Source organism: Streptomyces sp. NPDC049687 (assembly GCF_044465285.1).
Taxonomy (GTDB): Bacteria; Actinomycetota; Actinomycetes; order Streptomycetales; family Streptomycetaceae; genus Streptomyces.
The window spans coordinates 688000-714587 of record NZ_JBITLN010000002.1 but is presented as its reverse complement, the minus strand read 5'-3'; the positions used below and the strand labels follow the sequence as shown (position 1 = coordinate 714587).

The window sequence follows — 26588 nt, the reverse complement described above, 5'->3', positions numbered from 1 at the left end:
CGCCGGACCGCAGACTGGCCGGCACGCCCCGAGGGTGACCCGACACATAAGGAGTGCGCGGTGACACCGGAGAAGACGAATCGCGAGCAACGCCCCAAGGATCGACCGGAGCGTGCCGGCCGCCGGCCCGGCGACATCGGCAGCCTCGACGTGTGGGCGCGCTCCGCCCCGATCCGCCTGGCGGGCTACGAGGAGGACCTCGCCGAGGACCACATCCTGCCCAGCGTGGACTGAGCTCCTCAGCCCAGCGGTGCCGTCCGCCGCCAGGGACGCAGGCTCTCCAACTGCCCCGCCACCCGCAGCAGTTCCGCCTCCGTCCCTGGCCGTCCCACCAGCTGTACGGCGGCCGGCGCACCGGACGGCAGCGTGCCGAACGGCACCGCCATCGCCGGCCAGCCCGTCAGGTTCCACGGCGGGGTCAGCGGCGAGTAGTTCGTGTTCACCAGCACGTTGCGCAGCCAGCCCCGCTCGTGCCACGGCTCCGACCGCGGCGAGCGCCGCGCCAGCGCTGGCGTGAGCAGGACGTCGTACTCCTCGAAGAAAGGCGCCAGCCGCCGGCGCAGGTCCTCCCGCGCCGAGCCGCCCCGCACCCCGTTCAGGAAGCGCCGGCCGAGGGCGGCGTGCACCCGGGTGCGGCGGGTCAGCAGCCGTGTGTCGAGACTCGCCGCGTCCACGGCCGTGCCGGCCGTCCAGTGGGCGAGCGAGGTGACGCCCAGGGACAGGGGGTAGGGCGGGTCGGCACGCCGTACCTGGTGGCCCGCCCTCATCAGCACCCCCGCCGCATCCCGTGCCGCGCCCGCGTACGGGGCGCTCACCGTGACCCCGGCCAGCGGACTGCGCACCGACACGGCGATCCTCAGCGCGCCGGACTCACCGTCCGGCCGTATGTACTCGGTGTCGGCGAGGACCGACAGCATCAGCCGGGCGTCCTCGACGGTCGTGGCCAGCGGGCCGTTCTCCGACATCCCGAACCAGTCGCCGTCACCGATGCCCGCGGGCACCACGCCGTGGCCCGGCTTGACGGTCACCAGACCGCAGTTGGCCGCCGGGATGCGCAGGGAGCCCATGCCGTCGTTGCCCAGCGCGACCGGAACCATCCCGGCGGCCACCGCGGCCGCGCTGCCCCCGGACGAGCCGCCCGCCGTGCGCGAGGGGTCCCACGGATTGCGGGCGGTGCCGTGCACGCCCTCGGTGGTGCCGAAGACGCACAGTTCCGGCACGTTCGTCAGGCCCACGACCACCGCGCCGGCCGCCCGCAGCCGGGCCACGGTGACATGGTCGGCGCCGGCCGGAGTGTCCGGCGTCGCGGCCGAGCCGGCCCGGGTGGACTCGCCCCGCACGGCCAGGTTGTCCTTGACCGCCACCGGCACTCCGGCCAGCGGCAGTCCGGCCAGGTCGGCCCGGGCGGCGACCTCGTCGGCCTCGGCCGGCGCGGCCTCGGCCCGCACCACCCGGAACGCCCCGATCCGCCCGTCCAGCCGCTCGATCCGCGCGAGGTGCTCGGCCACCACCTCACGGGGCGTGGTCCGCTTCTCCCGCACGGCGGCGGCGATCTCGACGGCGGTCCGGCCGACCCACGTGGTCACGGCGGCTCCTTCGCACTACTCGTGAGTATGTAGGGAGAACTGTGCCCCGCCGGGCGTCCCGCGTCGAGAGGCCGCCCGGACGGGCCTCAGGGGCCCACCCGCGCTCTGAGCCATTCCTCCACCTCGCCCACGTGCGCGGCCGCCGCCGCGCGGGCCGCCTCCGGGTCACGGGCGGCCAGGGCGCGGTGGATCGCCGCGTGTTCACGGCGGGTGCGGTCGAAGGCGCCCTCCTCGCGGTAGCCGCGCCAGACCCGGGCCCGGAAGGTGCGGGAGGACAGGCCCTCCAGGATCGCGGCCATCGTCTCGTTGCCGGCGGCGGCCGCGATCGCGCGGTGGAAGGAGAGGTCGTGGGCGAGGATCTCCTCCGGGTCGTCCGTGGCGTTCATCGCGGCCAAGTGGGCCTCCACGGCGGCCAGCTCCCCGGGAGTGATGCGGGCGGCGGCCAGCGCGGTCGCCGTCGACTCCAGGATGCGCCGGACCTCCAGCAGTTCCACGAGACGGGGTCCGCGCGAGAGGTCGGCGACGACCCCGAACGTCTCCAGCAGATCGCCGGCCTGGAGCTGGGTGACGTAGATGCCGGAGCCGTGCCGGGCCTCCAGCACGCCCAGCACGGTCAGCGCCCGGATCGCCTCGCGCATCGAACTGCGGGAGATGCCCAGTTGAGCCGCGAGATCCCGCTCGGTCGGCAGCCGCTGGCCCGGCTCCAGCAGACCCTCGCCGATCATCGCCTTGATCCGCTCGATGGCGCGCTGCGTCACCGTCGCCCTGGGGGCGGCGCCCCCGCCCTGCCGCGGCTCTTCCACGTGCTCTCTCCCGTCGCCGGTGCGCAGTCTGGCCACCGCGGTGGTCCGACCACTTGCTCCAACAGTGCGCCGAAACCTTCCCGCGGGGGTGTTGTGAGACGCAAGTGGTCTGATAAATATGCGGCTGTCGCATGAGCGCGCAGACAGAGGAGCCGACCGATGACGCAGCCGACCACCGCCCGCGTCAGCGCGGTCGGCACCCACGACATCCGCTCGAGCGCGCGGTACATCTGTCCGGGCGGCACCTCCTGGGCCGCCGACCTCGCGGAACGGAAGGAGAAGGCGGCGTGAGCGACTTCGAAGGGCTGGGCGCCCTGGTGACCGGCGGCGCGTCCGGCATCGGCCGGGCCACCGCCGAGCTGCTGGCCGAGCGCGGCGCCCGGGTCGCCGTCCTCGACCTGGACCTCTCCGGCGTCGACAAACCCCTCCTCGGCTATCGCGCCGACGTCGCCGACGACACCTCCGTACGCGAGGCGGTCGCGGCGGCCGTCGCCGACCTCGGCGGCCTGGACGTACTGATCAACAACGCGGGCATCGGCGCCCAGGGCACCGTCGAGGACAACGACGACACCGAATGGCACCGCGTGCTCGACGTCAACGTGGTCGGCATGGTCCGCGTGGCCCGGGCGGCCCTGCCGCATCTGCGGGCCTCCGCCCACGCGGCGATCGTCAACACCTGCTCCATCGCCGCCACCGCGGGCCTGCCGCAGCGGGCGCTGTACAGCGCGACCAAGGGCGCGGTGTACTCGCTGACCCTGGCCATGGCCGCCGACCACGTCCGTGAGGGCATCCGCGTCAACTGCGTCAACCCCGGCACCGCCGCCACGCCCTGGGTCTCCCGGCTCCTCGACGTCGCCGACGACCCGGCCGCCGAACGCGCCGCCCTGGAGGCCCGCCAGCCCACCGGCCGCCTGGTCAGCCCCGCCGAGGTCGCGGGCGCCATCGCCTATCTGGCGAGCCCCCTGTCCGGTGCCACCACCGGCACCTCGCTCGCCGTCGACGGCGGCATGCAGGGCCTGCGACTGCGCCCGGCGGCCACCCGATGACCCCCCTCGGCCGCAGCCGCGTCCAGGTCACCGGCCTGGCCCTGGGGGCGGCCCCCCTCGCCAACCTCTACACCGAGGTCACCGAGGAACAGGCGTACGACACCGTGGCCGCCGCCTGGCGACACGGCGTGCGCTACTTCGACACCGCGCCGCACTACGGTCTCGGCCTGTCCGAGCGGCGCCTCGGCGCGGCCCTGCGCGAGCACCCGCGCACCGCGTACACGGTGTCGACGAAGGTGGGCCGCCGGCTCGAACCCTCCTCGGCCGGCGGCGACGACCTCGCCAACGGCTTCGCCGTCCCCGCCACGCACCGGCGGGTGTGGGACTTCAGCGCCGACGGCGTACGGCGCTCGCTGGAGGCCTCCCTCGAACGGCTCGGTCTCGACCACGTCGACGTCGTCTACCTCCACGACCCGGACGACCACGCCGAGCAGGCCTTCAGCGAGGCCTACCCCGCCCTGGAGGAGCTGCGCTCCGAGGGGGTGGTCGGCGCGATCGGCGCCGGTATGAACCAGGCCGAGATGCTCACCCGGTTCGTCCGCGAGACGGACGTGGACGTGGTGCTGTGCGCGGGCCGTTACACCCTGCTCGACCAGAGTGCCGACGCCGGACTGCTGCCCGCGGCCGTCGAACGGGGTGTCTCCGTCGTCGTGGGCGGTGCCTTCAACTCCGGACTGCTGGCCGACCCCCGGCCGGAGGCGACGTACGACTACGCGCGGGCACCGGCCGAGTTGCTGGAGAGGGCCCTGCGCATGAAGGAGGTCGCCGAACGCCACGGCACGACTCTGCGCGCCGCCGCGCTGGCCTTCTGCGCGGCCCATCCGGCCGTCGCGAGTGTCCTGGTCGGCGCCCGTTCGCCGGCCGAGGCCGAGGACTGCGCCGAACAGTTCGCCGCGCCCGTTCCCGCAGCGCTGTGGGAGGAACTGAGGGACACCGGACTTCTGCCTTCGAAGGAAGCGTCATGAGGGTCGCCCTGCACACCAAGGTCCGCGCCGACCGTATCACCGAGTACGAGGCCGCGCACCGCGAGGTCCCGAAGGAACTCACGGACGCCATCAGCGCCGTCGGGGCCACCTCCTGGACCATCTGGCGCAGCGGCACCGACCTCTTCCACGTCCTGGAGTGCGAGGACTACGCCCGGCTCCTCGCCGAGCTGGAGAAGCTGCCGGTGAACGTGGCCTGGCAGGCCCGCATGGCCGAGCTCCTCGACGTGGTGCACGACTACTCCGGCGAGGGCGCCGACGCCGGCCTGCCCGTCGTATGGGAACTGCCGTGACCGTCGACGCCCACCACCACGTCTGGGACCTGTCCGTCCGGGACCAGGACTGGATCGCCGCCGGCAGTCCGCTCCGCCGGGACTTCACGATGGACGACCTCGCCCCGCAGGCGCGCGCGGCCGGAGTCGACCGCACGGTCCTCGTGCAGACGGTCACCGTGGCCGAGGAGACCCCCGAGTTCCTTGCCCTCGCCGCCGAGCACGAGCTGATCGCGGGCGTCGTCGGCTGGACCGACCTGACCCGCCCGGACGTCGCCGACGAACTCGCCCGGCTGCGCGCGCTTCCCGGCGGCCGGTACCTCAAGAGCGTCCGCCACCAGGTCCAGAGCGAGCCCGACCCCGAGTGGCTGCTGCGCCAGGACGTACGCCGGGGTCTCGCCGCCGTCGCCGACGCGGGCCTGGTCTACGACCTGGTCGTCGTCCCGCACCAGTTGGCCGCCTGCACGAGGGCCGCCGCCGCACTGCCGGGACTCACCTTCGTCCTCGACCACCTGGGAAAACCTCCCATCGCCTCCGGCGCCCTGGAACCCTGGGCGTCCGACGTCCGGGCCCTCGCAGCCCTCCCCAACACCGTCTGCAAGCTCTCCGGCATGCTCACCGAGGCCGACCCCGCCTCCTGGACCGTCGAGGACCTGCGCCCGTACGCCGACACCGTCCTGGAGGCCTTCGGCCCGGACCGCCTGATGTTCGGCTCGGACTGGCCGGTGTGCACGCTCGCCGCGGCCTACGGCGAAGTGGTCGACACCACCGCCCGGCTGTTGAGCCCCTCCGAACACGCGGCCGTCCTCGACACGACCGCCGTCCGCGTCTACGACCTCTGAGCCACCGCCGTCAGCCGCGTCGGCGGCAGATACTCCCGCACATACGTCCGCTCCCAGCACGCGCCCGTCTCCCGCAACTCCCGCCAGGTGGTGTACCGGTAGCGGAAGAGACGGGCGCGGACGTAACGCGGCGGCTCGTCGGGCGGGAAGGGGGAGCGGCGCAGCAGCTTCAGGGTGTCGCGGTCGTTCTCCAGCAGCCGCTCCACCAGCGCGCCGAACCACGACCCGGCGTAGGCGGGGGAGAGCGCCGCGAACCACATCAGCCAGTCCAGGCGGAGGTGATAGGGGGCGAACTGGCGCGGCCAGCGCCGGGGATCGCTCGGCTTGCCCTTGAACGTGTACTCCCGCCATTCGGAGTCCTCGCGCGGTACGTCGTCGAGCGTGCCCTCGACCACCACCTCGTACCGGATCCGGCTCACGCTGCCGAACGCGCCGTAGGTGTTGACCAGGTGCAGCGGGTCGAAGGAGCGGTTCATGACCTGGCGGCGGGAGAGCATGTTGACCACGGGGCGGTAGCTGAGGAAGACGATCAGTGCCGCCGCGGCGAGGACCACCGCCTCGAACCACACGGGCGGGCCGGGGACGGACCGGTGGTCGGAGGGCAGTGCCAGCGCGGGCAGGGCCAGGACGACGGTGATCCAGTTCAGCCAGGAGAAGTTGCCCGACAGGACCAGCCACAGCTGGGTGAGGATCATCAGCGAGGCGGCCGCCGTCGCGACCGGCTGCGGGGTGAACAGAAGGAACGGCACGACGAGCTGGGTGACGTGGTTGGCGGCCACCTCCACCTTGTGCAGCGGCTTCGGCAGATGGTGGAAGAACCAGCTCAGCGGGCCGGGCATCGGCTGGGTCTCATGGTGGTGGTACAGGCAGGTCAGCTTCCGCCAGCAGGCGTCGCCGCGCATCTTGATCAGTCCGGCGCCGAACTCCACCCGGAACAGCAGCCAGCGCACCAGGAAGAGCACGACGACCGGCGGGGCCACCTCGTCGTTGCCGAGGAACACCGCGAGGAAGCCGGTCTCCAGCAGCAGGGACTCCCATCCGAACGAGTACCAGGTCTGGCCGACGTTCACGATCGACAGGTACAGCGCCCACGGCACCAGCCACAGCAACATCCCCGCCCACAGGGGGAGTAGGTTGTCCAGCCCCGCCAGCAGGGCCACCGACACCGCGCACCCCGTCCACGCGCAGCCCGCGAACAGACGGTCGGAGTACCGCCACTGGAAGAGGCTCGGCGCGCGCCGGAACGGCACCTGTTCGACATAGCGCGGGACCGGAAGCATCCCGCGTTCTCCCAGCAGCGCACGGAACTGCAGGGCCGCCGTCAGGAACGCGACCAGGTACACACCGGCCAGCGCCCGCTGGAAGACGAGCCGGCTGAGCCAGTACTCGGATGCGGTGAACCAGTCCACGGCCGTGCGCTCCGTTCATTCCGTTCCGACCATCGTGACGCTGTGTGTCCCCTGCCTCGGCTTGCGTGTCCCGGGCGAGTGCCCGTGTCGTTCGGGAGGCAGTGGTGCGAGTACCCATGGCGCCTCTCACCGTCCGTGCCCTCTCGGAGGGTGAGGGCTCCGGGTCGAAGAATCGGACAAATCCTGGCAAGGTAGCCCCATGGTTGATCGGGGAGCGAGGGCGCTGTCACTCCCGGACGACTGGCCCGCCCACCCGGATCCGATCCTGGCGCTCAACCGCATGGGCAGCTTCGACTGGGACCTGGACACGGGGCTGTTCCACATGGACGCCCGGGCCCACGAGATCTTCGACCTGCGGCCCGACGAGTACGACGGCAACCCCGCCTCCCTCGCCGTACGCGTCCCGCCGGCCGAGGGCATCCGCCTGGACGAACTGGTCGCCCAGGCCATCAAGGACGGCAGCGAGAACTACGGCGCCTACTTCCGCATGCGGCTGCGCGACGGCACCCTGCGCTGGACCCACACCCAGGGCTACATCCGCCGCGACGGCACCGGCCGCCCCCGCCGGATCGTCGGCATCGTCCGCGACGCCACCGACGAGCTCAGCGACCTCGCCGAACGCCGTGAGGCGGCCGACCTCGACGACGCCCGCCGCGAGCAGACCAACGTCGTACAGCTCACCACGGCCGCGCTGGCGCACGCCCGGACGGTGCAGGACGTCATCGACGTCCTCAAGGACACCCACGGCCTCACCCACCTCGGCGCGACCAGCCTCGTCATGGGCCTGGTCGAGGCCGGCCGCATCCGGCTGGTCGCCGAGGGCCCCGAGGGCAGCTTCGTCCCCGGCACCCTCGTCACCCGGATCGACGAGCCGTACCCGATGAGCGAGGTCGTGCGCACCCTCACCCCCCGTTTCATCGAGTCGCCGGAGGAGTTCGCGGCCGGCTACCCGGTGCTGTGGCCGCACATCACCGACCTCAGGATCACCGCGGCGGCCTATCTGCCCCTGATCGTCCAGGCCCGCCCGATCGGCGCGATGGGCCTGCTCTACAGCAACCGGCAGGGCTTCAGCCAGGAGGAGCGCAACATCCTCGTCGCCCTCGGCAGCAGCATCGCGCAGAGCCTGCAGCGGGCCATGTTCTACGAGCAGGAGAAGGACATCGCCCAGGGCCTCCAGCAGGCCATGCTGCCGCGCACCATCCCCAGCGTGCCGGGCGCCGACGTCGCCGTCCGCTACCGCGCCGCCACCATCGGCGGCACCCACGGCCGGGACATCGGCGGCGACTGGTACGACCTGATCCCGCTGCCCGGCGGCCGCGTCGGCGCCGTCATCGGCGACGTCCAGGGCCACGACACGCACGCCGCCGCCGTCATGGGCCAGCTGCGCATCGTCCTGAAGGCCTACGCCGCCGAGGGCCACACCCCGGCCACGGTGATGGCCCGTGCCTCGGTCTTCCTCCACGAACTCGACACCGACCGCTTCGCCACCTGCCTCTACGCCGAGGCGGACCTGTCCACCGGGGTCGTCCAGGTGGTCCGCGCCGGGCACATCGACCCGCTGCTGCGCGGCCCCGACGGCAGCTGCCGTCGCGTCCCCGTCCCGGGCGGGCTGCCGCTCGGCCTGTCCGCCGAGTTCGGCAGCCTGGAGTACCCGGTCGGCACCATCGAGCTCGACCCGGGTCACACCCTGCTGCTGGCCACCGACGGTCTGGTCGAGCAGCCCGGCGCCGATCTCGACGACGGGATGCGCAACCTCGCCGCTCTCGTCGCCGCCGGCCCCGACGACGTACGCCGCCTCTCCGACCGGCTGATCGACCTCGCCGAGGAACGCGGCGGGGACGACGACGTCGCCCTGCTCCTGCTGCGGCGGCGCGGCCTGGACACCCCGCGGACCGGCGGCCGGCTCCAGCAGCACGTCGCCCCCGGCGACCCCGAGGCGCTCACCGCCGCCCGGCACATGATCACGGCCGCCGTCCGCGCCTGGGGCGCCCGCGACCGCGCCGACGAGATCGAACTGGTCGCCGACGAACTGATCACCAACGCCCTCATGCACACCGAGGGCGCCGCGATCGTCACCCTGCGGGTCCTGACCGGCGCCGGCGACCGGCGCCTGCGCGTCGAGGTCGAGGACTCCTCCAGCGCCCTCCCGCGCCGCCGCGAGGCCGGCGAGTCGGGCGTCTCCGGCCGGGGCCTGCTCCTGGTGGACCTGCTCGCGGACGCGTGGGGCGTGGAGGCACGGGGCGGCGGAAAGTGCGTGTGGTGCGAGTTCGCCGCGCACGAGGACCGGTGACTCTCGTGGCACTCTGGACGTATGCCGGAACTTCCCGAGGTCGAGGCGCTGAAGGACTTCCTGACCGAGCACGTCGTCGGCCATGAGATCGTGCGCGTGCTGCCGGTGGCGATCAGTGTCCTGAAGACGTACGACCCTCCCGTCAGCGCCGTGGAGGGTCACGAGGTCACCGCGGTGCGCCGGTACGGCAAGTTCCTCGGTCTGCAGACCGGCGACGGTCCGCACCTCGTCACCCACCTCGCCCGCGCGGGTTGGCTGCAGTGGAAGGACCGCCTGCCCGACGGGCCGCCCCGTCCCGGCAAGGGCCCCCTCGCCCTGCGGGTCGCCCTGGAGACCGGCGAGGGCTTCGACCTGACCGAGGCAGGAACCCAGAAGCGGCTCGCGGTGTACGTCGTCCACGACCCGCAGGACGTTCCCGGCCTGGCCCGCCTCGGCCCCGACCCCCTCGCCGCCGACTTCGACGAACCGCGCCTCGCCGAGCTCCTGGCGGGCGAACGCCGTCAGCTCAAGGGCGCGTTGCGCGACCAGAGCCTCATCGCGGGCGTCGGCAACGCCTACAGCGACGAGATCCTGCACGCGGCGAAGATGTCCCCGTTCAAGCTCGCTGCCTCGCTGACCCCGCAGGAGACCCACATCCTCTACGAGGCTCTGCGCACCACGCTCACCGAGGCGGTCGAGCGCTCCCGCGGCCTGGCCGCCGGGCGGCTGAAGGCGGAGAAGAAGAGCGGCCTGCGGGTCCACGGCCGCACCGGCGAGCCCTGTCCGGTCTGCGGCGACACCATCCGCGAGGTCTCCTTCAGCGACTCCGCGCTCCAGTACTGCCCCACCTGCCAGACGGGCGGCAAACCGCTCGCCGACCGGCGGATGTCCCGGCTGCTGAAGTAGCGCCACTCGGTGATGGTGTTGCGTTCAACTTGCCGACTCCTTGCCCGGCTTGCGCATTCGTCCCGGGGGAAACACGCTGGAATTGGCGTTCGGGCACGTTCGCCGGAACTCACATCACCGCGGCGGCGACAGGGTCATGTCGCCGAACTGCCTTCCGCCCGAACGTCCCGGCCGACGACCGCTGCCGCTGCCCCGTGGAGGGGCCCATGTCCAGCACACTCCGCCTTGCCACGTTCAACTGCGAGAACCTCTTCGCGCGTTGGCGCTTCAGGGACGACGTCGACCCGACCGAGGCCAACACCCGCGGCTGGGTCGTCGACCAGACCAAATTCCAGGAACTCGGCGTCGAGAGCAAGGCCATCACCGGTGCGGCGGTGCGTGAACTCGACGCGGACGTGATCGCCCTGCAGGAAGTCGAGAACATCGACACGCTCAAGCACTTCCGCACACAGTTCCTCGGCGGGAACGGCAGGTACCCCTATGTCGCGGGCGTGGACGGCAACGACCCACGGCTCATCGACGTCGCCGTGCTCTCCAAGCGGCCGCTCACCCACATCCGTTCCTACCAGCACCTGAGAGACCCCGCGGAGCCCACGAAGCAGCTCTTCTCCCGGGACTGCCTGGAAGTCGACGTGCAGGTGTCGGACACCGAGACGATCACGCTCTTCGTCAACCACTTCAAGTCCATGATGGGCGGTCGCCCGGAGACCCAGGGCAAGCGGGTGCGCCAGGCCGCCCAGGTGATGACCATCGTCACCGACCGCTTCGGTCCCCAGCCCGCGGACCGGCCCTTCGTCGTCCTCGGGGACCTCAACGACTACCTGGACGACGACTCCGGCATAGACGCCCTCGCCCACTGGGACCAGGTCGAGAACGTGGTGGAGCGGATCCTGCCGGAGACCGACCAGTGGACGCACTACTACGCGAAGAAGGAGGAGTACCGCCAGCTGGACTACCTGCTGCCGTCGACCTCCCTCGCCACGCGCGTCCCGAACTCGCCCGTGATCTTCCGCAAGGGGCTGCCGCTGCGGGCCGACCGCTACAAGGGCGACCACTTCCCGGGCGTCGGGAAGAACAAGCCCAAGGCGTCCGACCACTGCCCCGTGTACGTCGACATCGAAGTGACCTGAACTCACTCCGGACCGGCGTCATCGGGAGGGCAGCGTGACCAGGTGCTCGCCCTCGGCCGTCCGCAGCTCGTAGCGGACGACCTCCTCGGGGTGGTAGGCGGTGGCGCCGCGCATCGTGTTGGGGCGGGCGTCGTGCAGGGGAACGTTCCAGCTGGTGACGGTCTGCTCGGAGCCGTCGTGGCCGACGGCGATCAGCCGGCAGTCCCGGGGGCCCGCCCCGTCCTTCACCTTCAGCTCGACGTCGCTGCCCCACGCCTCTTCCTCGATGGTCACCTGCGCCCACACCCCCGACTTCTCGTCGGTGGCGGTGACCCGTACGGCGTCGTCGCCGCCGCCACCGCCGCCCGCCATCATCGCGACCGCGGGGCCGACCAGCGCGATCACCACGGAGGCCGCCAGGGCGAACATCACCCGCCGACGGGCGGCCCGGTGTCGTACGGCCACCTCGGCGAGCAGTTTGTCCAGCATCCGCGGTCCCGGCCCCGCGAACGGGTGTACGGTGCGCGGAGTGGCCCGCCGGTAGAGCATCATCTGTCGTGCGGTGGGCCCGAACTCGGTGACCTGCGCCGCGCATTGAGGACACTCCATGAGGTGGTCCTCGAAGCGGAAGGCCTCCGCCTCGTCCAGCACGCCGAGCGCGTACGCGCCGACGTCGCGATGCCTCTCCAGGGACCTCATGCCGAAACCTCGTGCCGTTGAGTGCCAGTGGGGTTACTCCTTGCTCCCACCGGTACGGACCAGGCACGTGAATCACTCAGGCGCGTACCGAATCGTGACCCAAGTGTTCGGAGCCGTCGGGCCCCCGGATTGGTCCCAATCTAAAAAAGATGGATGGCGAGATGACCGAGGGGCAGTCCGAGCTGCCAGGCGGGCGTCCAGACCTTGGGTCCCTCGTCCTCGCCGACCGGTGCGCCGCCCGGCACCGCGTTGAGATCGGGGGCGAGCAGCTCGGTCTCCTCCAGCCATCGCCAGGCCGCCGCGGCCAGCTCCAGATCGGGAGCGGGTCCCTCCGACTCGGCGGCCTGTGCCGTCAGTTGTTCCATACGTTCGGCGACCCAGTCCTGCCACGGCTGGTCGTACGCCGTGAGCGAAAGCCAGGTCTCCAGCTGGGTCACGACCCGGATGCCGGGCAGCTCGCCGTCGGTGTCGGACAGGAAGATGGTGAGCGCCAGGGCGTCGCGCCCGGCGCGGAACTCGAAGGACGTCGGCGGCATCAGGTCGCCGGTCCGCAACAGTTCGTCGGCGATGTACTCGGCGTACAACCAGGCCATGGGGACGGTGAGTTCCCCGCCGTCGGCGCCGTCCGTGCTCTGGTGACCTCTGTGCAGCATCCCTTCCTGCCTTCCTCCGGTGCGTGCGCGTCGCCCGTCGCCCGGGCTCCTGGAGCACAGCGACCGGGCCCCATCCGGAACACGGATAAGGACACCCGATTACCCAACCGGGGTCCTCGGCAAGGCGCTTTGCGAAGGCTTGACTCGACCGTGGGTTTCAGCCCAGGTCGGGCGCGTATCCGGGAAGCACCCGGCGCAGGGCGCGCAGCGCGTAGTACGCGCGGGACTTCACGGTACCGGGCGGAATCCCGAGCGTTTCGGCGGCCTCCGCCACACTCGCCCCCTGGAAATACACCAGCACCAGGACTTCACGGTGCTCGGGAGTGAGTGTCTTCACAGCCTCCCGCACATCGAGGGTGGCGGCCGCCCGTTCGGCGTGGTCGGCGCAGGCGGGCGCGTTCTCCAGGACCGCGTCCCCGACCTCGGCCGGCCGTGCCTGACGGGCCCGCCGCGCGTCGATCGCGAGCCGCCGGCCGACGGTCATCAGCCAGGGCCGAACGGACTCGAAGGCGTCGGCCCGCAGTGCCTCGGGATGCTGCCAGGCGCGGACGAGGGTCTCCTGGACGAGGTCCTCGGCGCGCTGGCGGTCGCCGTCGCAGAGCCTCAGCAGCAGCGCGAAGAGCGGCCGGCCGTGCTCGCGCTGCACTGCGGCGAGTTCGTGGTCGGCGGTCGTCGTCCTGGCGGTGAGGGTGGTTCCGACGGTCATGGGCGTATGGCACCGCAAGCGACCGTTTCAGGACAGGGCCCGTACACGCCTCTGCGACGGACGGTCGATCGCGTCGACGAACGGTTCGACGAACGGTCGCGGCTACGCCGATCGCGCGCATCGGGCGGGCCGACGGGAGCGGCGGGCCGGACTGTTCGGGGGTATGGGCTAGGAGTAATACATGCATATGTATGACAAACAAGTAGATTCGGCAGAAATGGGGTGATCCGGTGATCGTCGCACGCAGACATCAGGTGGCCCTGGTCCTGACGGCCGTCCTCGCCGCGGCCGCCGCCTGCCAGGCCGATGCGCGGCGACCGCCCCAGAGGCCGGGCCCCCCGGCGGCCTCCGCCGCCACCACGGGCTTCACTCTCGTGGCGTCCGGCGACATCCTCCCGTACGACTCGGTCGTCGACCGCGCGCAGTTCGACGCCGGCGGCACGGGCTACGACTTCCGCCCGATGCTCGAGGACGTCAAACCCGTCATCTCCCGCGCCGACCTGGCCCTGTGCCACCTGGACACCGTGGCCGGCACGAGCGGTGCCCTGGCGGATGCGGGTGGTGCCGTGGCCGGTACCAGCCCCGCCCAGCCCGGCGCGGCCCCGCCGGGTACGGGCGCTTCCGTGCCGGACGCGAGTGGTGCCGTGCCCGGGGCGGGCGCTGTCGCGCCCGGTGCCGGGGGCGCCGTGCCCGGTGTGAGTGACGCCGTGCCCGGCGCCGGTGGCCCGAACCCCGGTCACCCCGCCTTCAGGTCCCCCTCCGAGATCGCCCCGGCCCTGGCCGCCACCGGCTACGACGGCTGTTCCACCGCCTCCCACCACAGCCTCGACGACGGCGCCGCCGGCGTTCAGCGCACCCTGGACGCTCTCGACGGCGCGGGCGTACGGCATGCCGGTACCGCCCGGACCGAGGCCGAGGCCGACGCGGTCGACCTTCTGCACGCGGGCCCCGCCAGGGTCGCCCACCTCGCCTACACCTACGACACCAATGGCTCCCCCCTTCCCCCGGGGCAGCCCTGGACCGTCAACCTCGTCGACGAGCGCCGCATCCTCGCCGACGCCAGGGCCGCCCGGAAGGCGGGCGCCGACGTGGTGGTCGTATCCCTGCACTGGGGCTCGGAATGGCAGGAGGCGCCGGACGACCGCCAGCTCGCCCTCGCCCGAACCCTCACCGCCTCCCGTACCAACGGCCGCCCGGACGTCGACCTGATCCTCGGCACCCACACCCATGTCCCGCAGGCGTACGAGAAGGTCAACGGCACCTGGGTCGTCTACGGCCTGGGCGACCAGATCGCCGGTGAGATGTTCAACCAGCAGGGCGTCCAGGACCCGCGCGGCAACGAGTCCACCGTCGCCCGCTTCACCTTCGCCCCGCCCGCCAGGCCCGGCGGCCGCTGGGAGGTGCGGAAGGCCGAGTTCGTGCCGCAGATGTACGACGTCGACGCGGGCCGGGTCGTCAACCTCAACCAGGCCCTCGCCCGGGGCGCCGGCGTCCAGGGCGTGCGCGACCGGATCCGGGACGTCGTCCTCGGCCGGGGCGCGGCCAAGGACGGGCTGGTGATGGGGGAGTGACCGGTGGTCACTCGACGTCGACGTGGTCGAACGTCTTCAGCATCTCCGTCAGCACCCGCACACAGGCCCGTACCTCGGCGTCGGTGAGGCCGCCGCCGACCTGGCGGTTCAGGGTGTGCTCGCGGTCGAGGACGGCGGTGACGAGCGTCCGGCCCTCCTCGGTGAGCCGGATCAGCGACGAGCGCTGGTGCGCGGGGTTCGGGACGCTCTCCACCCACCCCTGCGCCGCCGCGTCGTTGACCATGCGCTGCACGAACTGCCGGCTCAGCGCCATGACGCGGCCCATCTGCGGCACCGTCATCTCCCCCTTCCTGCGCAGCAGGTCCAGCACGGAGCGCACGCCCACCGAGGCCCCCTCGACCTCCTCCCCCTGCTCCACCTTGCGCAACGCGCGCCGGTAGAGCGGACCGACGAGGTCGAAGACCTCGGTGAGACGCCGGCCGAGTTCGTCGGGAGGGAGGGGGGCCTGCGGATCGAGAGGGCTGTCGGTGTCGTTCACCCCCACATCATGCACTCCCGCGCGTCATGACAACCAGGTTGCCAAAATCCGCCCAGAATGACACCTTGGTTGTCATGACTGCTGCTTCGGAACTGAAGTACTTCGCCTCCTCCGACGGCGACCTCGCCTACCGCGAGGCCGGCGCCGGGGACCTCGTGGTCCTGCTCCACTCCGGATACGTGGACCACCGCGTCTTCGACGCCCAGATACCGGCGCTCGCCGGCACCCATCGGGTGGTCGCGGCGGACGTGCGAGGTCATGGCGCCTCCGCCAACGCGACCAAGCCGTTCCGCTGGGCCGACGACCTCGCCGACCTGCTGCGCCACCTCGACGCCGGTCCCGCCGTACTCGTCGGCGTCTCGATGGGCGGCGTCATCGTCGGCGACACCCTGCTGGAACACCCCGAGCTGGTCCGCGCGGCGGTCGTCTGCGGCGCCTCGACCGGCGAGTTCCAGGACTCGGACCCCTGGCACCGGGAGATCCAGGCCGCGACCGCCCGCGCCCTGGCCTCCGGTGACGTCGAAGGCTGGCTGAAGGCGTTCCTGAGCTACGTGCCCGGCCCGCACCGCACCCTCGACGACCTCGACCCGGACATCCCGCGCCGCCTGCGGGAGATGGCCCTGAACACCGTCTCCAAGCACACCGTCGGCGAGACGAACTGGCACGTCCCCGTGACCGACACCTGGCCCCGTCTGCCGAAGGTCGAGGTCCCGGTGCTCACCGTCAACGGCGCCCTCGACACCGCCGACGTCATCGCCGCGGCCCAGCGGCTGGCCGACACGGTCCAGAACGGGCGCGCCGTCCTCATCGAGGGCACCGGGCACTACCCGAACATGGAGAAGCCGGAGGAGTTCACCGCGGTGATCCGCGAGTTCCTCGGCACCCTCTGACGCGCCACGGCGCCACGGCGTCCCCGAGCAGTGAGGCTTACGGCACCACCGTCACCGGCCACCGCCCCGCCTTCACCAGCCGTACCGCGACCGAGCCCACGATCCGGTGACCGGCCTGCTCGGAGGCGCCCACCACGACCGCGTCGGCCTTCAGTTCGTCCGCGGCCTTCACCAGACCGCCGTAGGGGTCGCCGTGGAACGTGTGGAACTCCCAGCGCACGTCGAATATCCCCTTGAGCCGCTGGGCGGTGTCCCGGATCTGCGCCGCGATGTCCTCGGCGATCTGCCCGGTCGTCTCCGCCACCGGCACCCCGAAGGCCGCACCCGCCGCCATCACCGGCTGCACGTACACCACCGCGAGCAGCGCGTGCTGGCGGCGGGCCAGGCCACCCGCGTAGGCCGCGGCGCGCAGCGAGGAGTCGGAGCCGTCGACGCCGACCAGGATGACCTTCGGGCCGTCCGTGCCCCGCTCGAACCGCTCCGAGGGCTCCTGCGAAGGCTGCTGCGAGTGCTGTTCCGTCACATCTCCGAGGCTACCGTCACATCTCCGAGGCTGTCGGAAGCCCCAGGGCCACCACCCGCCGGCCCGGTAGCCGCCATGCCTTCCCCGCTGTCCCGGTGCTGCGCCGGTGGGTGGAATCGTGTGACCGGTGCGGTGCGGCGGGGGCCGGGCGGGCGACTGATGACTGCATGAAGAAGGATCAGTTGTTCACGCGGCGCCGGGCGTTGCTCGTCGGCGCCACCGCTGCCGCAGGGGCCGCCGGTACGGCCGGGCTGCTCGGGTGGGGGACGGGCGGGACGCCGGGCGACGAGGCCGGCCCCGCCCCCGGCGCCCCGGCGCGCCGGCTTCCGCTGAAGCCCTCCGCCTACCGCCTCCAGCCGCTCACCGGATACGGCCCCCCACGCGCCGCGCACGGCCGAACCCCGGTCCGTCGCCAACCGCTGCTGAAGATGTCCGGCCGAGACCGCACCATGGTGCTGACCTTCGACGACGGCCCCGACCCCCGCTACACCCCCCATATCCTCGACACCCTCCGCGAGTACGACGTCCGCGCCATGTTCTTCGTGTGCGGCGAGATGGCCGTCGACCATCAGAAGCTGCTGGGACGCATGGCCGACGAGGGGCACGTCGTCGGCAACCACACCTGGTCCCACCCCCTGCTCACCACCCTCACCCGCCGCCAGATCCGCTCCCAGATGACCCGCACCAGCAAGGTGATCGAAAACGGCTACGGGGAGCGCCCCCGCTGGTTCCGCGCCCCCTACGGCGCCTGGAACCGCGCCGCCTTCCAGCTCGGCGCCGAACTCGGCATGGAACCCCTCGCCTGGACCATCGACTCCCTCGACTGGACCACTCCCGGCACCCGCACCATCGTCGACCGGGTCGAGAACGGCGCCGCCCCGGGCGTCGTGGTCCTCTCGCACGACGCCGGCGGCGACCGCACCCAGAGCGTGAAGGCCCTCCGCCGCTACCTGCCCCACCTGCTGGACTCCGGCTACCGCATCACCGTCCCGCAACGGCAGTACACCTGAAGGGGGCCGCCCCGCCCGCCCGGCCGGGAACCGCTCAGCGGACCTCGACCAGGCGGGCGAAGGCGACGACATTCCCGTCGTAGCCGTTCGCCTTGGAGAAACCGCCGCCGCAGGTGATGACCCGCAGCTCGGGCGCCCCCTTGGAGGCGTACACGCGGTCACCGGGGAAGTTGTTCTTCGCGAAGACCTCGATGCCGTAGATCTCGAACACCGCGGTCTTTCCGTCCTTGCGCGTCACCTCGACGCGATTTCCCTTCTTCAGGGCCCCGAGTCCGTAGAAGACGGCCGGGCCCAGTTTGTTGTCCACATGGCCGACCACGACCGCCGTTCCCTTTTCACCGGGCGACACACCACCGGTGAACCAGCCGGCCAGATTCGGGTCCTCCGGCGGCGGCGCCCCCACCCAGCCGTCCGCGTCCAGACCGACCGGCATGACAGGGGCGTTCACCTGGATGGCGGGAATCATCACCCGGTCGGGCAGGGCGTACGGCAGCGGGTCCGGGGTCTGCCCGAAGGCACCCGGCACGCTGCGGCTGTCCGCGGCCGCCGCCGACGCGGGCTGCGGCGGGCCGATGTCGAACTCCCCCGAACCATTCCGGATGAGCGCGAGACCGGTCAGCAGAACAAGCGCTATCACCCCCCAAGGGGCACGCTTCTTCTGCCGCTCCTCCTCTTCCGCCACCTCGGACAGTCCGTACCCAGACATGCGGCATCCCCTTTCGACGCGGCCGTCGCCACGTCCCTTCGCGCATACCAGAACGCTAAGTCCCGTACCGGAAACCGGCGACGGCTCAGGTGCGAACGGGTGGCCGCCGCGCCTTTTGGTGCGCCATCCGAGTCGCCATCGCGAGGAATTTTCTGACGGTCCGTGACCTGCGGCGATATCCCCCTGCGTGCTTTTCCCCGGCGTGTCCTCTCACCAGGACGGACCATTCCCGAAATGCGGGCGCGTGCAGGGCATCTGAGGGTCTTTTCGGGAGGCGTTCTCTCGCCGACAGACCGGGGACGGGTCCCCGGGCGCCTTCCGCGGAGGATCACATGCGCACCACTCGTCTCCTGACGGCCTCGGCGGTCTCGGCCGCGGCGGTCGCCGCCCTCGGCCTCGCCGCCCCGGCGGCCGACGCCCGCGACGGCATGAACGTCAACCCGAGCAACATCGTCGTCCTGCCCAGTGTCATCGCCAGGGGTGGCCAGATCACGGTCACCGTCGACGGCTGCCCGGCGGGCGGCACCATGACCTCGGACGCCTTCGGGACGGCCACCCTGACCGCGATCAACGGTGCCAACCAGGCCGCCAGGGGCACGGCCACCATCAGCAACAACGCCCGCCCCGGCACCTACGACATCACCGTCAACTGCTCGGGCCGCACCCTGACCAGCCCCCGCGCCTTCACCGTCCTCGGCGGTGTCCGCGGTGGTCTCGGCGGCGGCAGCTCCAGCGGGGCCACGCCGACCGACATCGCCATCGGCGGCGGGCTCGTCGCCGCGGCCGTCGCCGGCGGCGGACTGTTCTGGATGCGCCGCCGTTCCGAACGCCGCACCTGAGGAGTGTCTCCTGGCGAGACCGCACGGAAGGGCCTTCGCCCCGGTCCCCGGCAGGGACCGGGGCGAAGGCCTCCTCACGCGCTGCCGCCGTCAGGCGGCGTCCGCACCGCCGCGCCGTCGCGCGAAGTGGTACGCCGCCGCCAGCGAGCCCGCGATCAGCGCGGCGCCCAGTCCGATCTCCTGGAGGTCGAACCCGGCGACGGTGCCGCCCTCACCGGCGCGCACCCCCTGCGGGACCGGGTAGGGCTCAGGGACGGGCGGGGGGACCGCGGCGATGGTCAGATCCTTGACGGCGCCGAGGCCGCCGCAGCTGAACGTCACCCGGTACATCGCCCCGGGCTTCGCGTACCGGTCGACCAGCGCCACCGCCGACGACGACCCCCTGGGAACGGTGACCGTGTCGAACGCCCCCGACGACACCGTCACGGAGCCTCTGCAGCCGCTGACGACACGGTCCACCTGGAGCGTCACCTGGCCGCCCGCCGCGACGGTGGCGGGCAGCACGCCGTAACCGTTCGACATGACGTAGTGGTCGTCACCGCCGCTCGCGACGGCGGCCGGTGCGGACAAGGTCAGGGCCGTCATGCCCAGCAGTGCGGCCGAAGCGACGCGTATCGCGCGCATGGTGGATCCTCCGGTCCCCGAGGAGCAGCTGCGGACCTGTTCCGCTCGCGCCAGAAATGCACCTCGATGACCGAAACGCTAGGAACAGGTGTGCGCCCGCGCGATCGCAGTTCGCGCGAATGGGGCATGCGTGTGGGCCGCTCAGGGGACGTGCGTTCCCGCGACCGGGGGACGGCGGCGGCGTGGCGACCGCCCCCGCGCTCCCGACGGTGCCTCAGCCCCTGATGCCCGGGAACAGGTCCAGGAAGGGTTCGGCGGAGGCGGTGATGCCCCGGCTGTAGGGCGCGTCGAAGTCCCAGATGAGGAACAGCAGGAAGGCGATCAGGGCGGAGAACAGTCCGGCCAGGATCAGCTCACGGGGCGTCCGCCGGATCTGCAGCGCGAAGACCATGCCGATGGTGATCACGCCCCCGGCGAGCAGTCCGAACCACACCACCCCCGGCATGGTCGCCCCCGTCGCGCCGGCCCGGGCGTTGCGCGCCTGGTCCGCGGCGGCCATCTGGTCCAGGAGCGGCTGGTAGGCCTGCGCCTGGAAGTCGTTCTCGGGCTCGTAGTCGGTGACGTCCGCGCGGACCCGCTCGAGCAGTGCGTTTCCGCGCTCGGTCACCTCGCCCCCGTCGGCCATCGCCTTCCACTCGGTGGTGACGACGTGTCCGACATAGGCGTTGACATCCCCACGAATGCGGTCTCGGACGTCGGCCGGGTACACCCGTACCCGCTCCGAGATCTCGTGCAGCGCCTGCGCCTCCGCCTGGACGTGGTCCTCGGCGCTGCCCCGGGCGTCCCAGACGCCGGCGATGGCCAGGCCCAGGACGATGGCGTACACCACGCCGATCCACATCGTCATGTACTCGATGACGTCCGGGGTCTCGGACGGGTCCTCGTCGTCGGCCGCCGTGCGGTGCCGTACGAGGGTCACGGCGACCACCACCACGCAGGCGGCGAGCATCGCGAGGGTGAGAACAAGCCATTCCGGCAAGAGGTGCCTCCCTGGATCGGCGCTAGCGCGGCCGCAGCGCGGCGACGGCGGCCAGCGCGGGCACGGTGATGAGCAGGACGTAGGTGACCGGCGGTGTGCTGTCACGGGCCGGCCGCGGGCGCGGCCTGGAGTGGTAGGCCGGGTAGCTCACGGGGCCGGCCGAGGGGCGCGCAGTGGGCTTGGGCGGCGTGGGGGTCGGCTTCGGCCCCGGGGGTGGGGTGGTGGGGGTGGGGGTCGGGCGGGGGAGCGGTGCCGCGGGTGCGGGTGCGGGTGCGGGTGCGGGTGGGGGCGGGGGCGTCGGCGTGGGTCTGGGTGTCGGCCTGGGGCTGGGCTTCGGGGGAGGCGTCGGCTCGGGCGTGGGTTTCGGCGTGGGGGTGGGCTTCGGCTTCGGCGGTGGAGGAGGCGGGGGTGGTGGGGGAGGCGTGGGTGTCGGTGTCGGGACCGGGCACACCGTGGGCATCGGCGGCATCGGTGACTTCGGCGGTGTCGAGTAAGCCGGCGGCGTGGGCCAGGAACGGCTCCCCGCGACCGCCACCGCCGCGGTGCCGTCCGGGCCCGTCGAGGCGTATGCGCACGCGTCGGCCGCGGCCACCCCGGCCGGCGCGGCCGTGAGGATCCAGGCCGCGGTCACCAGGGACAACGCCCTGACGCCAAGGGCGGATCGGGTCGGTTCGGATCCATGCACGATCGAGATCATGCGGCCTCCCACACCGCCGTGCGCGCCCGCCCGACGGGATTGCCCCGAACGGGGGATGTCCGGGCCCGCGGGTTTGGCGGGCGGATGTTCGCGCTTGGCCTCCGGGCACGGGTGCACGAGCCGCGAGACAGTCGTCGGCGGGTGTCCGGAAGCCGTCCGGTGGAGCTCGCGTCGCAGCCGGAATCACAGGCGGCCGAAAGAAATGTGTGGCGCGTTTGAACACAACGACCACCCCCATGCGTACCCAATGCCGTGGGGCGGCGCAGCAGGGCGCTGCAACACCCTTTGGACTATCGGGGAGTTGTTGACGATGAAGACCTCCTGGCGGAGCGCCTCACTCGTGGCGAGCGCTGTGGGTGTGCTGGCGCTGACGACGGCGTGCGGTCAGGAAAGCGGCACGTCGGCCTCGAGCCAGAACGTGGGCGCCACGGCCCAGGCCGGCAGCATCGGCGGTGTCGGCAGCGGCACCGGATACACCGGCGGCGTCGGTACCGGCACCGGTACCAGCGCGAGCCCGACCGCTGAGGCCGGCGCCGGCGCCCAGGGCAGTGTCGCGGGCGAGCTGGCCATCTCCACCAACACGGAACTCGGCAACATCCTGACCGACGCGAAGGGCATGACGCTCTACCGCTTCGACCAGGACACCGCCGAGCCGCCCAAGTCGAACTGCGACGGCGACTGCGCGACCACCTGGCCGCCGGTGTCCGCCGACGACGTCAGCGCCGGCGACGGCATCGACAAGTCGCTGCTCGGTGAGGTCACCCGCTCCGACGGCACCAAGCAGCTCACCGTGGACGGCTGGCCCGCGTACTACTACGCCAAGGACGCCAACCCCGGTGACACCACCGGCCAGGGCGTGGGCAACAAGTGGTTCGCGCTGGCGCCCGACGGCAAGAAGGCCAAGGCGGAGTCCGCCTCGACGGGGCTGTCCGTGCGCAACGACCCCAACCTCGGCCAGATCGTCGTCGACAAGAACGGCATGACGGTCTACCGCTTCCTCAAGGACAAGGCGTGGCCGAAGCCGGTGTCGAACTGCAACGACGCCTGCCGTGAGAAGTGGCCGGTCGTCGACCCGGTCGACTTCGCCGACACCAAGGGGATTCAGGAGAAGGGCTACATGAACTTCACCCGGTCCGACGGTGACAAGCAGCAGACGATCAACTGCTTCCCGATCTACACCTTCTCCGGTGACAAGGCCCCCGGGGACATCAACGGGCAGGGCGTCGGCGGACAGTGGTACGCCGTGTCCCCCAAGGGAGAGCTGGTCGGCGCGCCCAAGCAGTAGCGATCACCTCCCCAGGGCTGATCCCGCACCTGCTGAACGAGCGCGTCCGACCCCCGGTCCGCCCCCTCCACGCCGCACGGAGGGGGCGGACCGGCGTTTTCCCGTTCATGCCGCGTATGCGTAGACTTTCGCCGCCCTTCGGGCCGTTTCGGGACTCTCCGGAACGCCTCGGGCGCTTTTCCCGGGCCCTTCGGGGATGTCGATTCGGCACGTGCCGCAGGCAGTGACCGGGAACGGACGGTCAATTTCCGTTTCCGCTCGTCCTTTTGGCGGCCGATCAGTAGCCTCAGCTCGAACACCGGATCGCCTACGCCTTGGAGAGATAGATGGAGCGTCCCGCCTGGGCCCCTCGGAGCATCGACATCTCGGTGCCGAGCGTCTCGCGGATCTACGACTACTTCCTGGGCGGTTCGTACAACTTCGAGGTCGACCGGGAAGCGGCCCGCAAGGCCATGGAGTTCATGCCGGGACTCCCCAAGATCATGCAGGCGAACCGGGCGTTCATGCGCCGCGCGGTGCGGTGGGCGGCCGGTGAGGGCATCACCCAGTTCCTCGACGTCGGTTCAGGGATACCCACCTTCGGCAACGTCCACGAGGTCGCCCGGGCGGCGAGCCCTGACGCCCGGGTGGTCTACGTCGACCACGACCCGGTGGCCGTCGCGCACAGCCAGGCCGTGCTGGCCGGCAACGAGCACGCCGACGTGGTGGCCGCCGATCTGCGCAAGCCGCAGGAGATCCTGAGCAGCCCCCAGGTGCGCGGGCTGATCGACCTGGACCGGCCCGTGGCGCTGCTGCTCGTTGCCATACTGCACTTCGTGGAGGACGCGGACGACCCGTACACGGCGGTGGCCGAGCTGGGCGCCGCGCTCGCGCCCGGCAGCGTGCTCATCCTCACGCATGCCTCGTACGAGGGAATTCCGCTGTCCCAGGAGCGGGCCGAGGGCGCGGTGAACGTGTACAAGGACATCCGCAACCCGCTGATCATGCGCTCGCGGGACGAGATCGCACGGTTCTTCGAGGGGTACGACATGGTGGAACCGGGACTGGTGCCGATGCCGGACTGGCGGCCGGAGACCGCGCCGGAGGACGAGGATCCGTATGCCTTCTCCGGGTTCGCCGGCGTGGGGCGTTCCGCGTGACCGCCGCACCGGACGGGCCGGAGGACAGACTGCGCCGGTTCGCGACGATCTGGAGCCGGGCCGTGTTCCCGGTGACCTCGACATCGCTGACCCGGCCGGAGTTCGAGGAGCAACTCCTGCCCTCGGCCCGGCGGTTGCGCGAGGCGCTGCTGGCCAGGACCTTCGACGCGGACGCCGGACGGGCGGTCGGCGCGGCCCTGGTCGGGGCACACTGCACCGACCCCGAGGCGCTCAGCCGCGCCCTCGACTGCGTCGACGCCTACCTGGTGCTCTACTGCGGCGAGGACGGCCCGCAGGAGGACCTCCGCGCGCGTGCCTCCCGGCTGCAGCACGCCATCGCCGCCGGATACGCGCATGCCCTGCGCGAGCGCACCCTCGCCGAGCAGGAGGCCATCGCGCAGGCCGCGTTGCGGGCCCAGGGCGTGGTGGCGCAGGCGTTGCACGCCAGCGAGGCCCGCTTCCGCGCGGTCTTCGAAGGCGCCGCCATAGGGATCGGCATGGCCGACCTCGAGGGCAACATCCTCCAGGTCAACGGCGCGCTGCTCAGGATGTTCGGCGTCTCGGAGCAGACCATGCACGGCCGCAACGTCGTGGAGTGGACGCACCCCGAGGACGCGCCCCAGACGTGGAAGCTCTACGACGAACTCGTGCGCGGCGAACGCGAGCACTACCACCTGGAGAAGGCGTTCTCCCGACCTGACGGAACGGTCCTGTGGACCAATCTGACGGTCTCCCTGCTGCGTGACGCCGACGGCAACCCGCAGTACCAGCTGGCCCTGATGGAGGACACCACCGAGCGCCGGCTGCTCAACCTCCGGCTCCGCTACGAGGCCACCCACGACGCGCTCACCGGCCTGCCCAACCGCACCCTGTTCTTCGAGCGCCTGGAGAAGGTGCTGGGCGCCGGCGAACACCAGCGCTTCGGCCTGTGCTACCTGGATCTGGACGGCTTCAAGACCATCAACGACAGCCTCGGTCACGCGGCCGGCGACCGGCTGCTGGTGGAGGTCGCCGACCGGCTGCAGTCCTGCGCGACCGCGCCCGGCGAGATGGTGGCCCGCCTCGGCGGCGACGAGTTCGTGGCACTGACCACGGGCTCCGAGAGCCATCGCGAGGTCGACGACCTCGCCGCGCGCATCCAGAACGCGCTGATCGCGCCCGTGCGCATCGACGGCCGTGAGCTGACCGTGCGCGGCAGCATCGGCATCGTGGAGGGGGCGGCCGGGGAGCGCAGCGCCGCGGAGGTGCTGCGCAGCGCCGACATCACCATGTACCGGGCCAAGTCGGCGGGCGGCAACCGTTTCGAGCTCGCCGACCCCGAGGCCGACGCCCGCGCGATCACCCGGCACGGTCTCACCACCGCCCTCCCGGCGGCTCTGGAGCGCGGTGAGTTCTTCATCGAGTACCAGCCCCTGGTCCACCTCGGCGACGGCAGCGTGCGTGGCGCCGAGGCCCTCGTCCGCTGGCTGCATCCGCAGCACGGGGTGCTCGGCCCCGACCGGTTCATCCCGCTCGCCGAACACACCGGGCTGATCGTTCCGCTGGGCCGCTGGGTCCTCGAACAGTCCGTCCGGCAGGCCCGCGAGTGGCGGGAACGAGGCGGGGACACCGATCCCCTGCGCATCAACGTCAATCTCTCGCCGTGCCAGCTCACCCACTCGGGCCTGGTCCAGGACACGGTCGACATCCTGGAACGCGCGGGCGTCGAACCGCAGGCCCTCTGCCTGGAGGTGACGGAGTCGGCCCTGATCGGCGCCGACGACGATCTGCTCAAGCCCCTGCGCCGGCTCGCCGAGATGGGCGTGGACATCGCCCTGGACGACTTCGGCACCGGCTACTCCAACCTCGCCAACCTGCGCCGTCTGCCGGTGAGCGTCCTCAAGCTGGACCGCTCCTTCACCCAGGGCATGCAGCAGTTCCCGGCGGACCCGGTCGACCTGAAGATCGTCGAGGGGATCGTCTCGCTCGCCCACAGCCTGGACCTGGCGGTGACGGTGGAGGGCGTGGAGACCGGCGCCCAGGCCGAGCAGTTGCGGATACTGGGCTGCGACACCGCCCAGGGCTGGTACTACGCCCGTCCGGGCCCGCCGGAGCGGCTGCACGAGCTGGCACTGGTGGACGCCGCGGGGTGAGTGGCCAGGCCCGGGTGACCCGGCACTTCCACGCGTCGGACGACGTGAACGAGGCGATCGCCGGCGAGCTGGCCCTCACGGACCCCGCCGTCCGCGCCTCCCGCGACGCCTTCGAGCGACTGCTCGACCCCGAGTTCGTGGAGGTCGGCACCTCGGGCCGGCGCTACACGTACGAGGAGATGCTCGTCTGGCTGCCCGAGCACGCGGGCGGCTCGCGGGGCGGCCCACGCCTCGAGCCCTCGGCCATCACGGGTGTCCTCCTGGCCCCCGGTCTGGTCCACCTCACCTACGAGACGGACTTCGAGGGCCGCCGGGCCCGCCGCGGTTCCCTCTGGCGCAAGCAGAACGAGGAGACGGGCTGGCGGATGTACTACCACCAGGCGACACCGGTACCGCCCGGCGTGGCGTAGC

The 26588-nt window shown here is 71.9% G+C and carries 29 protein-coding genes; 17 read left to right on the top strand and 12 right to left on the bottom strand.

All coding sequences use genetic code 11. The annotated features are described in order from the left end of the window. Window positions 1-60 precede the first annotated feature (60 nt). The gene (locus ACIBVL_RS08345) at window positions 61-234 is read left to right on the top strand and encodes a hypothetical protein (RefSeq protein ID WP_399093831.1); all 174 of its coding nucleotides are present in this window, start codon (window positions 61-63) and stop codon (window positions 232-234) included. Between the two features lie 5 nt (window positions 235-239). On the opposite strand, the gene ACIBVL_RS08340 is transcribed toward ACIBVL_RS08345, so the two are convergent. After that, window positions 240-1586, bottom strand: a complete 1347-nt coding sequence (locus tag ACIBVL_RS08340; RefSeq protein ID WP_399093828.1) for an amidase — start codon at window positions 1584-1586, stop codon at window positions 240-242. Window positions 1587-1672: 86 nt separating this feature from the next. After that, window positions 1673-2389, bottom strand: coding sequence for a FadR/GntR family transcriptional regulator (locus ACIBVL_RS08335; RefSeq protein WP_399093825.1), 717 nt, complete (start codon window positions 2387-2389; stop codon window positions 1673-1675). Between the two features lie 159 nt (window positions 2390-2548). Here ACIBVL_RS08335 and ACIBVL_RS08330 point away from each other — a divergent pair, with 159 nt between their 5' ends. Genes ACIBVL_RS08330 through ACIBVL_RS08310 form a run of 5 tightly spaced genes read left to right on the top strand, consistent with a single transcriptional unit; the run spans window position 2549 to window position 5532 of the window. Continuing rightward, window positions 2549-2680: a hypothetical protein gene (locus ACIBVL_RS08330; protein WP_399093822.1), complete on the top strand. Its 132-nt coding sequence runs from the start codon at window positions 2549-2551 to the stop codon at window positions 2678-2680. Beyond that, on the top strand, window positions 2677-3435 hold the full coding sequence (locus ACIBVL_RS08325; RefSeq protein ID WP_399093819.1) for an SDR family NAD(P)-dependent oxidoreductase: 759 nt from the start codon (window positions 2677-2679) through the stop codon (window positions 3433-3435). Before ACIBVL_RS08330 ends, ACIBVL_RS08325 begins: the two co-directional genes overlap by 4 nt. Beyond that, window positions 3432-4400 (top strand): aldo/keto reductase, encoded by a 969-nt coding sequence (locus tag ACIBVL_RS08320; protein ID WP_399093816.1) that lies wholly within the window; start codon window positions 3432-3434, stop codon window positions 4398-4400. Before ACIBVL_RS08325 ends, ACIBVL_RS08320 begins: the two co-directional genes overlap by 4 nt. Continuing rightward, window positions 4397-4711, top strand: coding sequence for an L-rhamnose mutarotase (locus ACIBVL_RS08315; RefSeq protein ID WP_399093813.1), 315 nt, complete (start codon window positions 4397-4399; stop codon window positions 4709-4711). Before ACIBVL_RS08320 ends, ACIBVL_RS08315 begins: the two co-directional genes overlap by 4 nt. Further along, window positions 4696-5532, top strand: a complete 837-nt coding sequence (locus tag ACIBVL_RS08310) for an amidohydrolase family protein (protein ID WP_399093810.1) — start codon at window positions 4696-4698, stop codon at window positions 5530-5532. Before ACIBVL_RS08315 ends, ACIBVL_RS08310 begins: the two co-directional genes overlap by 16 nt. Here ACIBVL_RS08310 and ACIBVL_RS08305 read toward each other — a convergent pair. Next, window positions 5520-6941 carry a lipase maturation factor family protein gene (locus ACIBVL_RS08305; protein ID WP_399093807.1) on the bottom strand — a complete coding sequence of 474 codons (1422 nt, stop codon included), beginning with the start codon at window positions 6939-6941 and terminating at the stop codon, window positions 5520-5522. The genes ACIBVL_RS08310 and ACIBVL_RS08305 overlap by 13 nt on opposite strands. 199 nt (window positions 6942-7140) lie before the next feature. Here ACIBVL_RS08305 and ACIBVL_RS08300 point away from each other — a divergent pair, with 199 nt between their 5' ends. From ACIBVL_RS08300 to ACIBVL_RS08290, 3 genes are all read left to right on the top strand, one after another. Beyond that, window positions 7141-9231, top strand: a complete 2091-nt coding sequence (locus ACIBVL_RS08300; RefSeq protein WP_399093804.1) for a SpoIIE family protein phosphatase — start codon at window positions 7141-7143, stop codon at window positions 9229-9231. Between the two features lie 21 nt (window positions 9232-9252). Then, a complete protein-coding gene (locus tag ACIBVL_RS08295) occupies window positions 9253-10116 on the top strand; it encodes an Fpg/Nei family DNA glycosylase (protein ID WP_399093801.1) in 864 nt (287 codons plus the stop codon). A 206-nt stretch (window positions 10117-10322) separates the two neighbouring features. Further along, the gene (locus ACIBVL_RS08290) at window positions 10323-11246 is read left to right on the top strand and encodes an endonuclease/exonuclease/phosphatase family protein (protein WP_399093798.1); all 924 of its coding nucleotides are present in this window, start codon (window positions 10323-10325) and stop codon (window positions 11244-11246) included. Window positions 11247-11264: 18 nt separating this feature from the next. On the opposite strand, the gene ACIBVL_RS08285 is transcribed toward ACIBVL_RS08290, so the two are convergent. The 3 genes from ACIBVL_RS08285 to ACIBVL_RS08275 form a co-directional block, all read right to left on the bottom strand. Continuing rightward, the gene (locus ACIBVL_RS08285) at window positions 11265-11924 is read right to left on the bottom strand and encodes a zf-HC2 domain-containing protein (RefSeq protein ID WP_399093795.1); all 660 of its coding nucleotides are present in this window, start codon (window positions 11922-11924) and stop codon (window positions 11265-11267) included. A gap of 140 nt (window positions 11925-12064) precedes the next feature. Further along, entirely contained in the window at window positions 12065-12577 is a 513-nt protein-coding gene (locus ACIBVL_RS08280) for a hypothetical protein (RefSeq protein WP_399093792.1), read from the bottom strand. Between the two features lie 157 nt (window positions 12578-12734). Beyond that, window positions 12735-13283 carry a sigma-70 family RNA polymerase sigma factor gene (locus tag ACIBVL_RS08275; RefSeq protein ID WP_399093789.1) on the bottom strand — a complete coding sequence of 183 codons (549 nt, stop codon included), beginning with the start codon at window positions 13281-13283 and terminating at the stop codon, window positions 12735-12737. A 233-nt stretch (window positions 13284-13516) separates the two neighbouring features. Between ACIBVL_RS08275 and ACIBVL_RS08270 the strand changes: the two genes are divergently transcribed. Beyond that, window positions 13517-14854 carry a CapA family protein gene (locus tag ACIBVL_RS08270; RefSeq protein ID WP_399094842.1) on the top strand — a complete coding sequence of 446 codons (1338 nt, stop codon included), beginning with the start codon at window positions 13517-13519 and terminating at the stop codon, window positions 14852-14854. Window positions 14855-14861: 7 nt separating this feature from the next. Here the strand turns inward: ACIBVL_RS08270 and ACIBVL_RS08265 are convergent, their stop codons facing one another. Beyond that, entirely contained in the window at window positions 14862-15353 is a 492-nt protein-coding gene (locus ACIBVL_RS08265; protein ID WP_399093786.1) for a MarR family winged helix-turn-helix transcriptional regulator, read from the bottom strand. Window positions 15354-15427: 74 nt separating this feature from the next. Between ACIBVL_RS08265 and ACIBVL_RS08260 the strand changes: the two genes are divergently transcribed. Then, a complete protein-coding gene (locus ACIBVL_RS08260) occupies window positions 15428-16243 on the top strand; it encodes an alpha/beta fold hydrolase (protein WP_399093783.1) in 816 nt (271 codons plus the stop codon). A 37-nt stretch (window positions 16244-16280) separates the two neighbouring features. Here the strand turns inward: ACIBVL_RS08260 and ACIBVL_RS08255 are convergent, their stop codons facing one another. After that, window positions 16281-16766 (bottom strand): universal stress protein, encoded by a 486-nt coding sequence (locus ACIBVL_RS08255; protein ID WP_399093780.1) that lies wholly within the window; start codon window positions 16764-16766, stop codon window positions 16281-16283. 167 nt (window positions 16767-16933) lie between these two features. Between ACIBVL_RS08255 and ACIBVL_RS08250 the strand changes: the two genes are divergently transcribed. Then, window positions 16934-17776 (top strand): polysaccharide deacetylase family protein, encoded by an 843-nt coding sequence (locus ACIBVL_RS08250; protein WP_399093777.1) that lies wholly within the window; start codon window positions 16934-16936, stop codon window positions 17774-17776. Window positions 17777-17810: 34 nt separating this feature from the next. Here ACIBVL_RS08250 and ACIBVL_RS08245 read toward each other — a convergent pair whose 3' ends face one another. After that, window positions 17811-18482 carry a class F sortase gene (locus ACIBVL_RS08245; RefSeq protein ID WP_399093774.1) on the bottom strand — a complete coding sequence of 224 codons (672 nt, stop codon included), beginning with the start codon at window positions 18480-18482 and terminating at the stop codon, window positions 17811-17813. Between the two features lie 332 nt (window positions 18483-18814). Here ACIBVL_RS08245 and ACIBVL_RS08240 point away from each other — a divergent pair, with 332 nt between their 5' ends. Then, on the top strand, window positions 18815-19321 hold the full coding sequence (locus ACIBVL_RS08240; protein ID WP_399093771.1) for a hypothetical protein: 507 nt from the start codon (window positions 18815-18817) through the stop codon (window positions 19319-19321). Between the two features lie 90 nt (window positions 19322-19411). On the opposite strand, the gene ACIBVL_RS08235 is transcribed toward ACIBVL_RS08240, so the two are convergent. The 3 genes from ACIBVL_RS08235 to ACIBVL_RS08225 all read right to left on the bottom strand — a co-directional run bounded on the left by ACIBVL_RS08235 (window position 19412) and on the right by ACIBVL_RS08225 (window position 21499). Beyond that, a complete protein-coding gene (locus ACIBVL_RS08235; RefSeq protein WP_399093768.1) occupies window positions 19412-19945 on the bottom strand; it encodes a hypothetical protein in 534 nt (177 codons plus the stop codon). A gap of 214 nt (window positions 19946-20159) precedes the next feature. Beyond that, on the bottom strand, window positions 20160-20924 hold the full coding sequence (locus ACIBVL_RS08230) for a hypothetical protein (RefSeq protein ID WP_399093765.1): 765 nt from the start codon (window positions 20922-20924) through the stop codon (window positions 20160-20162). A 101-nt stretch (window positions 20925-21025) separates the two neighbouring features. Continuing rightward, on the bottom strand, window positions 21026-21499 hold the full coding sequence (locus tag ACIBVL_RS08225) for a hypothetical protein (RefSeq protein ID WP_399093762.1): 474 nt from the start codon (window positions 21497-21499) through the stop codon (window positions 21026-21028). Window positions 21500-21931: 432 nt separating this feature from the next. Between ACIBVL_RS08225 and ACIBVL_RS08220 the strand changes: the two genes are divergently transcribed. The 4 genes from ACIBVL_RS08220 (at window position 21932) to ACIBVL_RS08205 (ending at window position 26587) form a co-directional block, all read left to right on the top strand. After that, window positions 21932-22906 carry an SCO0930 family lipoprotein gene (locus ACIBVL_RS08220; RefSeq protein ID WP_399093759.1) on the top strand — a complete coding sequence of 325 codons (975 nt, stop codon included), beginning with the start codon at window positions 21932-21934 and terminating at the stop codon, window positions 22904-22906. Between the two features lie 326 nt (window positions 22907-23232). Further along, window positions 23233-24045: an SAM-dependent methyltransferase gene (locus ACIBVL_RS08215; RefSeq protein WP_399093756.1), complete on the top strand. Its 813-nt coding sequence runs from the start codon at window positions 23233-23235 to the stop codon at window positions 24043-24045. Continuing rightward, window positions 24042-26177 (top strand): putative bifunctional diguanylate cyclase/phosphodiesterase, encoded by a 2136-nt coding sequence (locus tag ACIBVL_RS08210; protein ID WP_399093753.1) that lies wholly within the window; start codon window positions 24042-24044, stop codon window positions 26175-26177. The genes ACIBVL_RS08215 and ACIBVL_RS08210 overlap by 4 nt, the downstream gene beginning before the upstream one ends. Beyond that, the gene (locus tag ACIBVL_RS08205) at window positions 26174-26587 is read left to right on the top strand and encodes a DUF4440 domain-containing protein (RefSeq protein WP_399093750.1); all 414 of its coding nucleotides are present in this window, start codon (window positions 26174-26176) and stop codon (window positions 26585-26587) included. Before ACIBVL_RS08210 ends, ACIBVL_RS08205 begins: the two co-directional genes overlap by 4 nt. The last annotated feature ends 1 nt before the right edge of the window (window position 26588 follow it).

What these genes read in the sequence shown, in the direction of transcription:
- ACIBVL_RS08330 (WP_399093822.1), top strand. Translation starts at nt 2,549, where the DNA reads ATGACGCAGCCGACCACCGCCCGCGTCAGCGCGGTCGGCACCCACGAC.
- ACIBVL_RS08320 (WP_399093816.1), top strand. Translation starts at nt 3,432, where the DNA reads ATGACCCCCCTCGGCCGCAGCCGCGTCCAGGTCACCGGCCTGGCCCTG.
- ACIBVL_RS08315 (WP_399093813.1), top strand. Translation starts at nt 4,397, where the DNA reads ATGAGGGTCGCCCTGCACACCAAGGTCCGCGCCGACCGTATCACCGAG.
- ACIBVL_RS08310 (WP_399093810.1), top strand. Translation starts at nt 4,696, where the DNA reads ATGGGAACTGCCGTGACCGTCGACGCCCACCACCACGTCTGGGACCTG.
- ACIBVL_RS08300 (WP_399093804.1), top strand. Translation starts at nt 7,141, where the DNA reads ATGGTTGATCGGGGAGCGAGGGCGCTGTCACTCCCGGACGACTGGCCC.
- ACIBVL_RS08295 (WP_399093801.1), top strand. Translation starts at nt 9,253, where the DNA reads ATGCCGGAACTTCCCGAGGTCGAGGCGCTGAAGGACTTCCTGACCGAG.
- ACIBVL_RS08290 (WP_399093798.1), top strand. Translation starts at nt 10,323, where the DNA reads ATGTCCAGCACACTCCGCCTTGCCACGTTCAACTGCGAGAACCTCTTC.
- ACIBVL_RS08285 (WP_399093795.1), bottom strand. Translation starts at nt 11,924, where the DNA reads ATGAGGTCCCTGGAGAGGCATCGCGACGTCGGCGCGTACGCGCTCGGC.
- ACIBVL_RS08280 (WP_399093792.1), bottom strand. Translation starts at nt 12,577, where the DNA reads ATGCTGCACAGAGGTCACCAGAGCACGGACGGCGCCGACGGCGGGGAA.
- ACIBVL_RS08275 (WP_399093789.1), bottom strand. Translation starts at nt 13,283, where the DNA reads ATGACCGTCGGAACCACCCTCACCGCCAGGACGACGACCGCCGACCAC.
- ACIBVL_RS08260 (WP_399093783.1), top strand. Translation starts at nt 15,428, where the DNA reads ATGACTGCTGCTTCGGAACTGAAGTACTTCGCCTCCTCCGACGGCGAC.
- ACIBVL_RS08250 (WP_399093777.1), top strand. Translation starts at nt 16,934, where the DNA reads ATGAAGAAGGATCAGTTGTTCACGCGGCGCCGGGCGTTGCTCGTCGGC.
- ACIBVL_RS08245 (WP_399093774.1), bottom strand. Translation starts at nt 18,482, where the DNA reads ATGTCTGGGTACGGACTGTCCGAGGTGGCGGAAGAGGAGGAGCGGCAG.
- ACIBVL_RS08240 (WP_399093771.1), top strand. Translation starts at nt 18,815, where the DNA reads ATGCGCACCACTCGTCTCCTGACGGCCTCGGCGGTCTCGGCCGCGGCG.
- ACIBVL_RS08235 (WP_399093768.1), bottom strand. Translation starts at nt 19,945, where the DNA reads ATGCGCGCGATACGCGTCGCTTCGGCCGCACTGCTGGGCATGACGGCC.
- ACIBVL_RS08220 (WP_399093759.1), top strand. Translation starts at nt 21,932, where the DNA reads ATGAAGACCTCCTGGCGGAGCGCCTCACTCGTGGCGAGCGCTGTGGGT.
- ACIBVL_RS08215 (WP_399093756.1), top strand. Translation starts at nt 23,233, where the DNA reads ATGGAGCGTCCCGCCTGGGCCCCTCGGAGCATCGACATCTCGGTGCCG.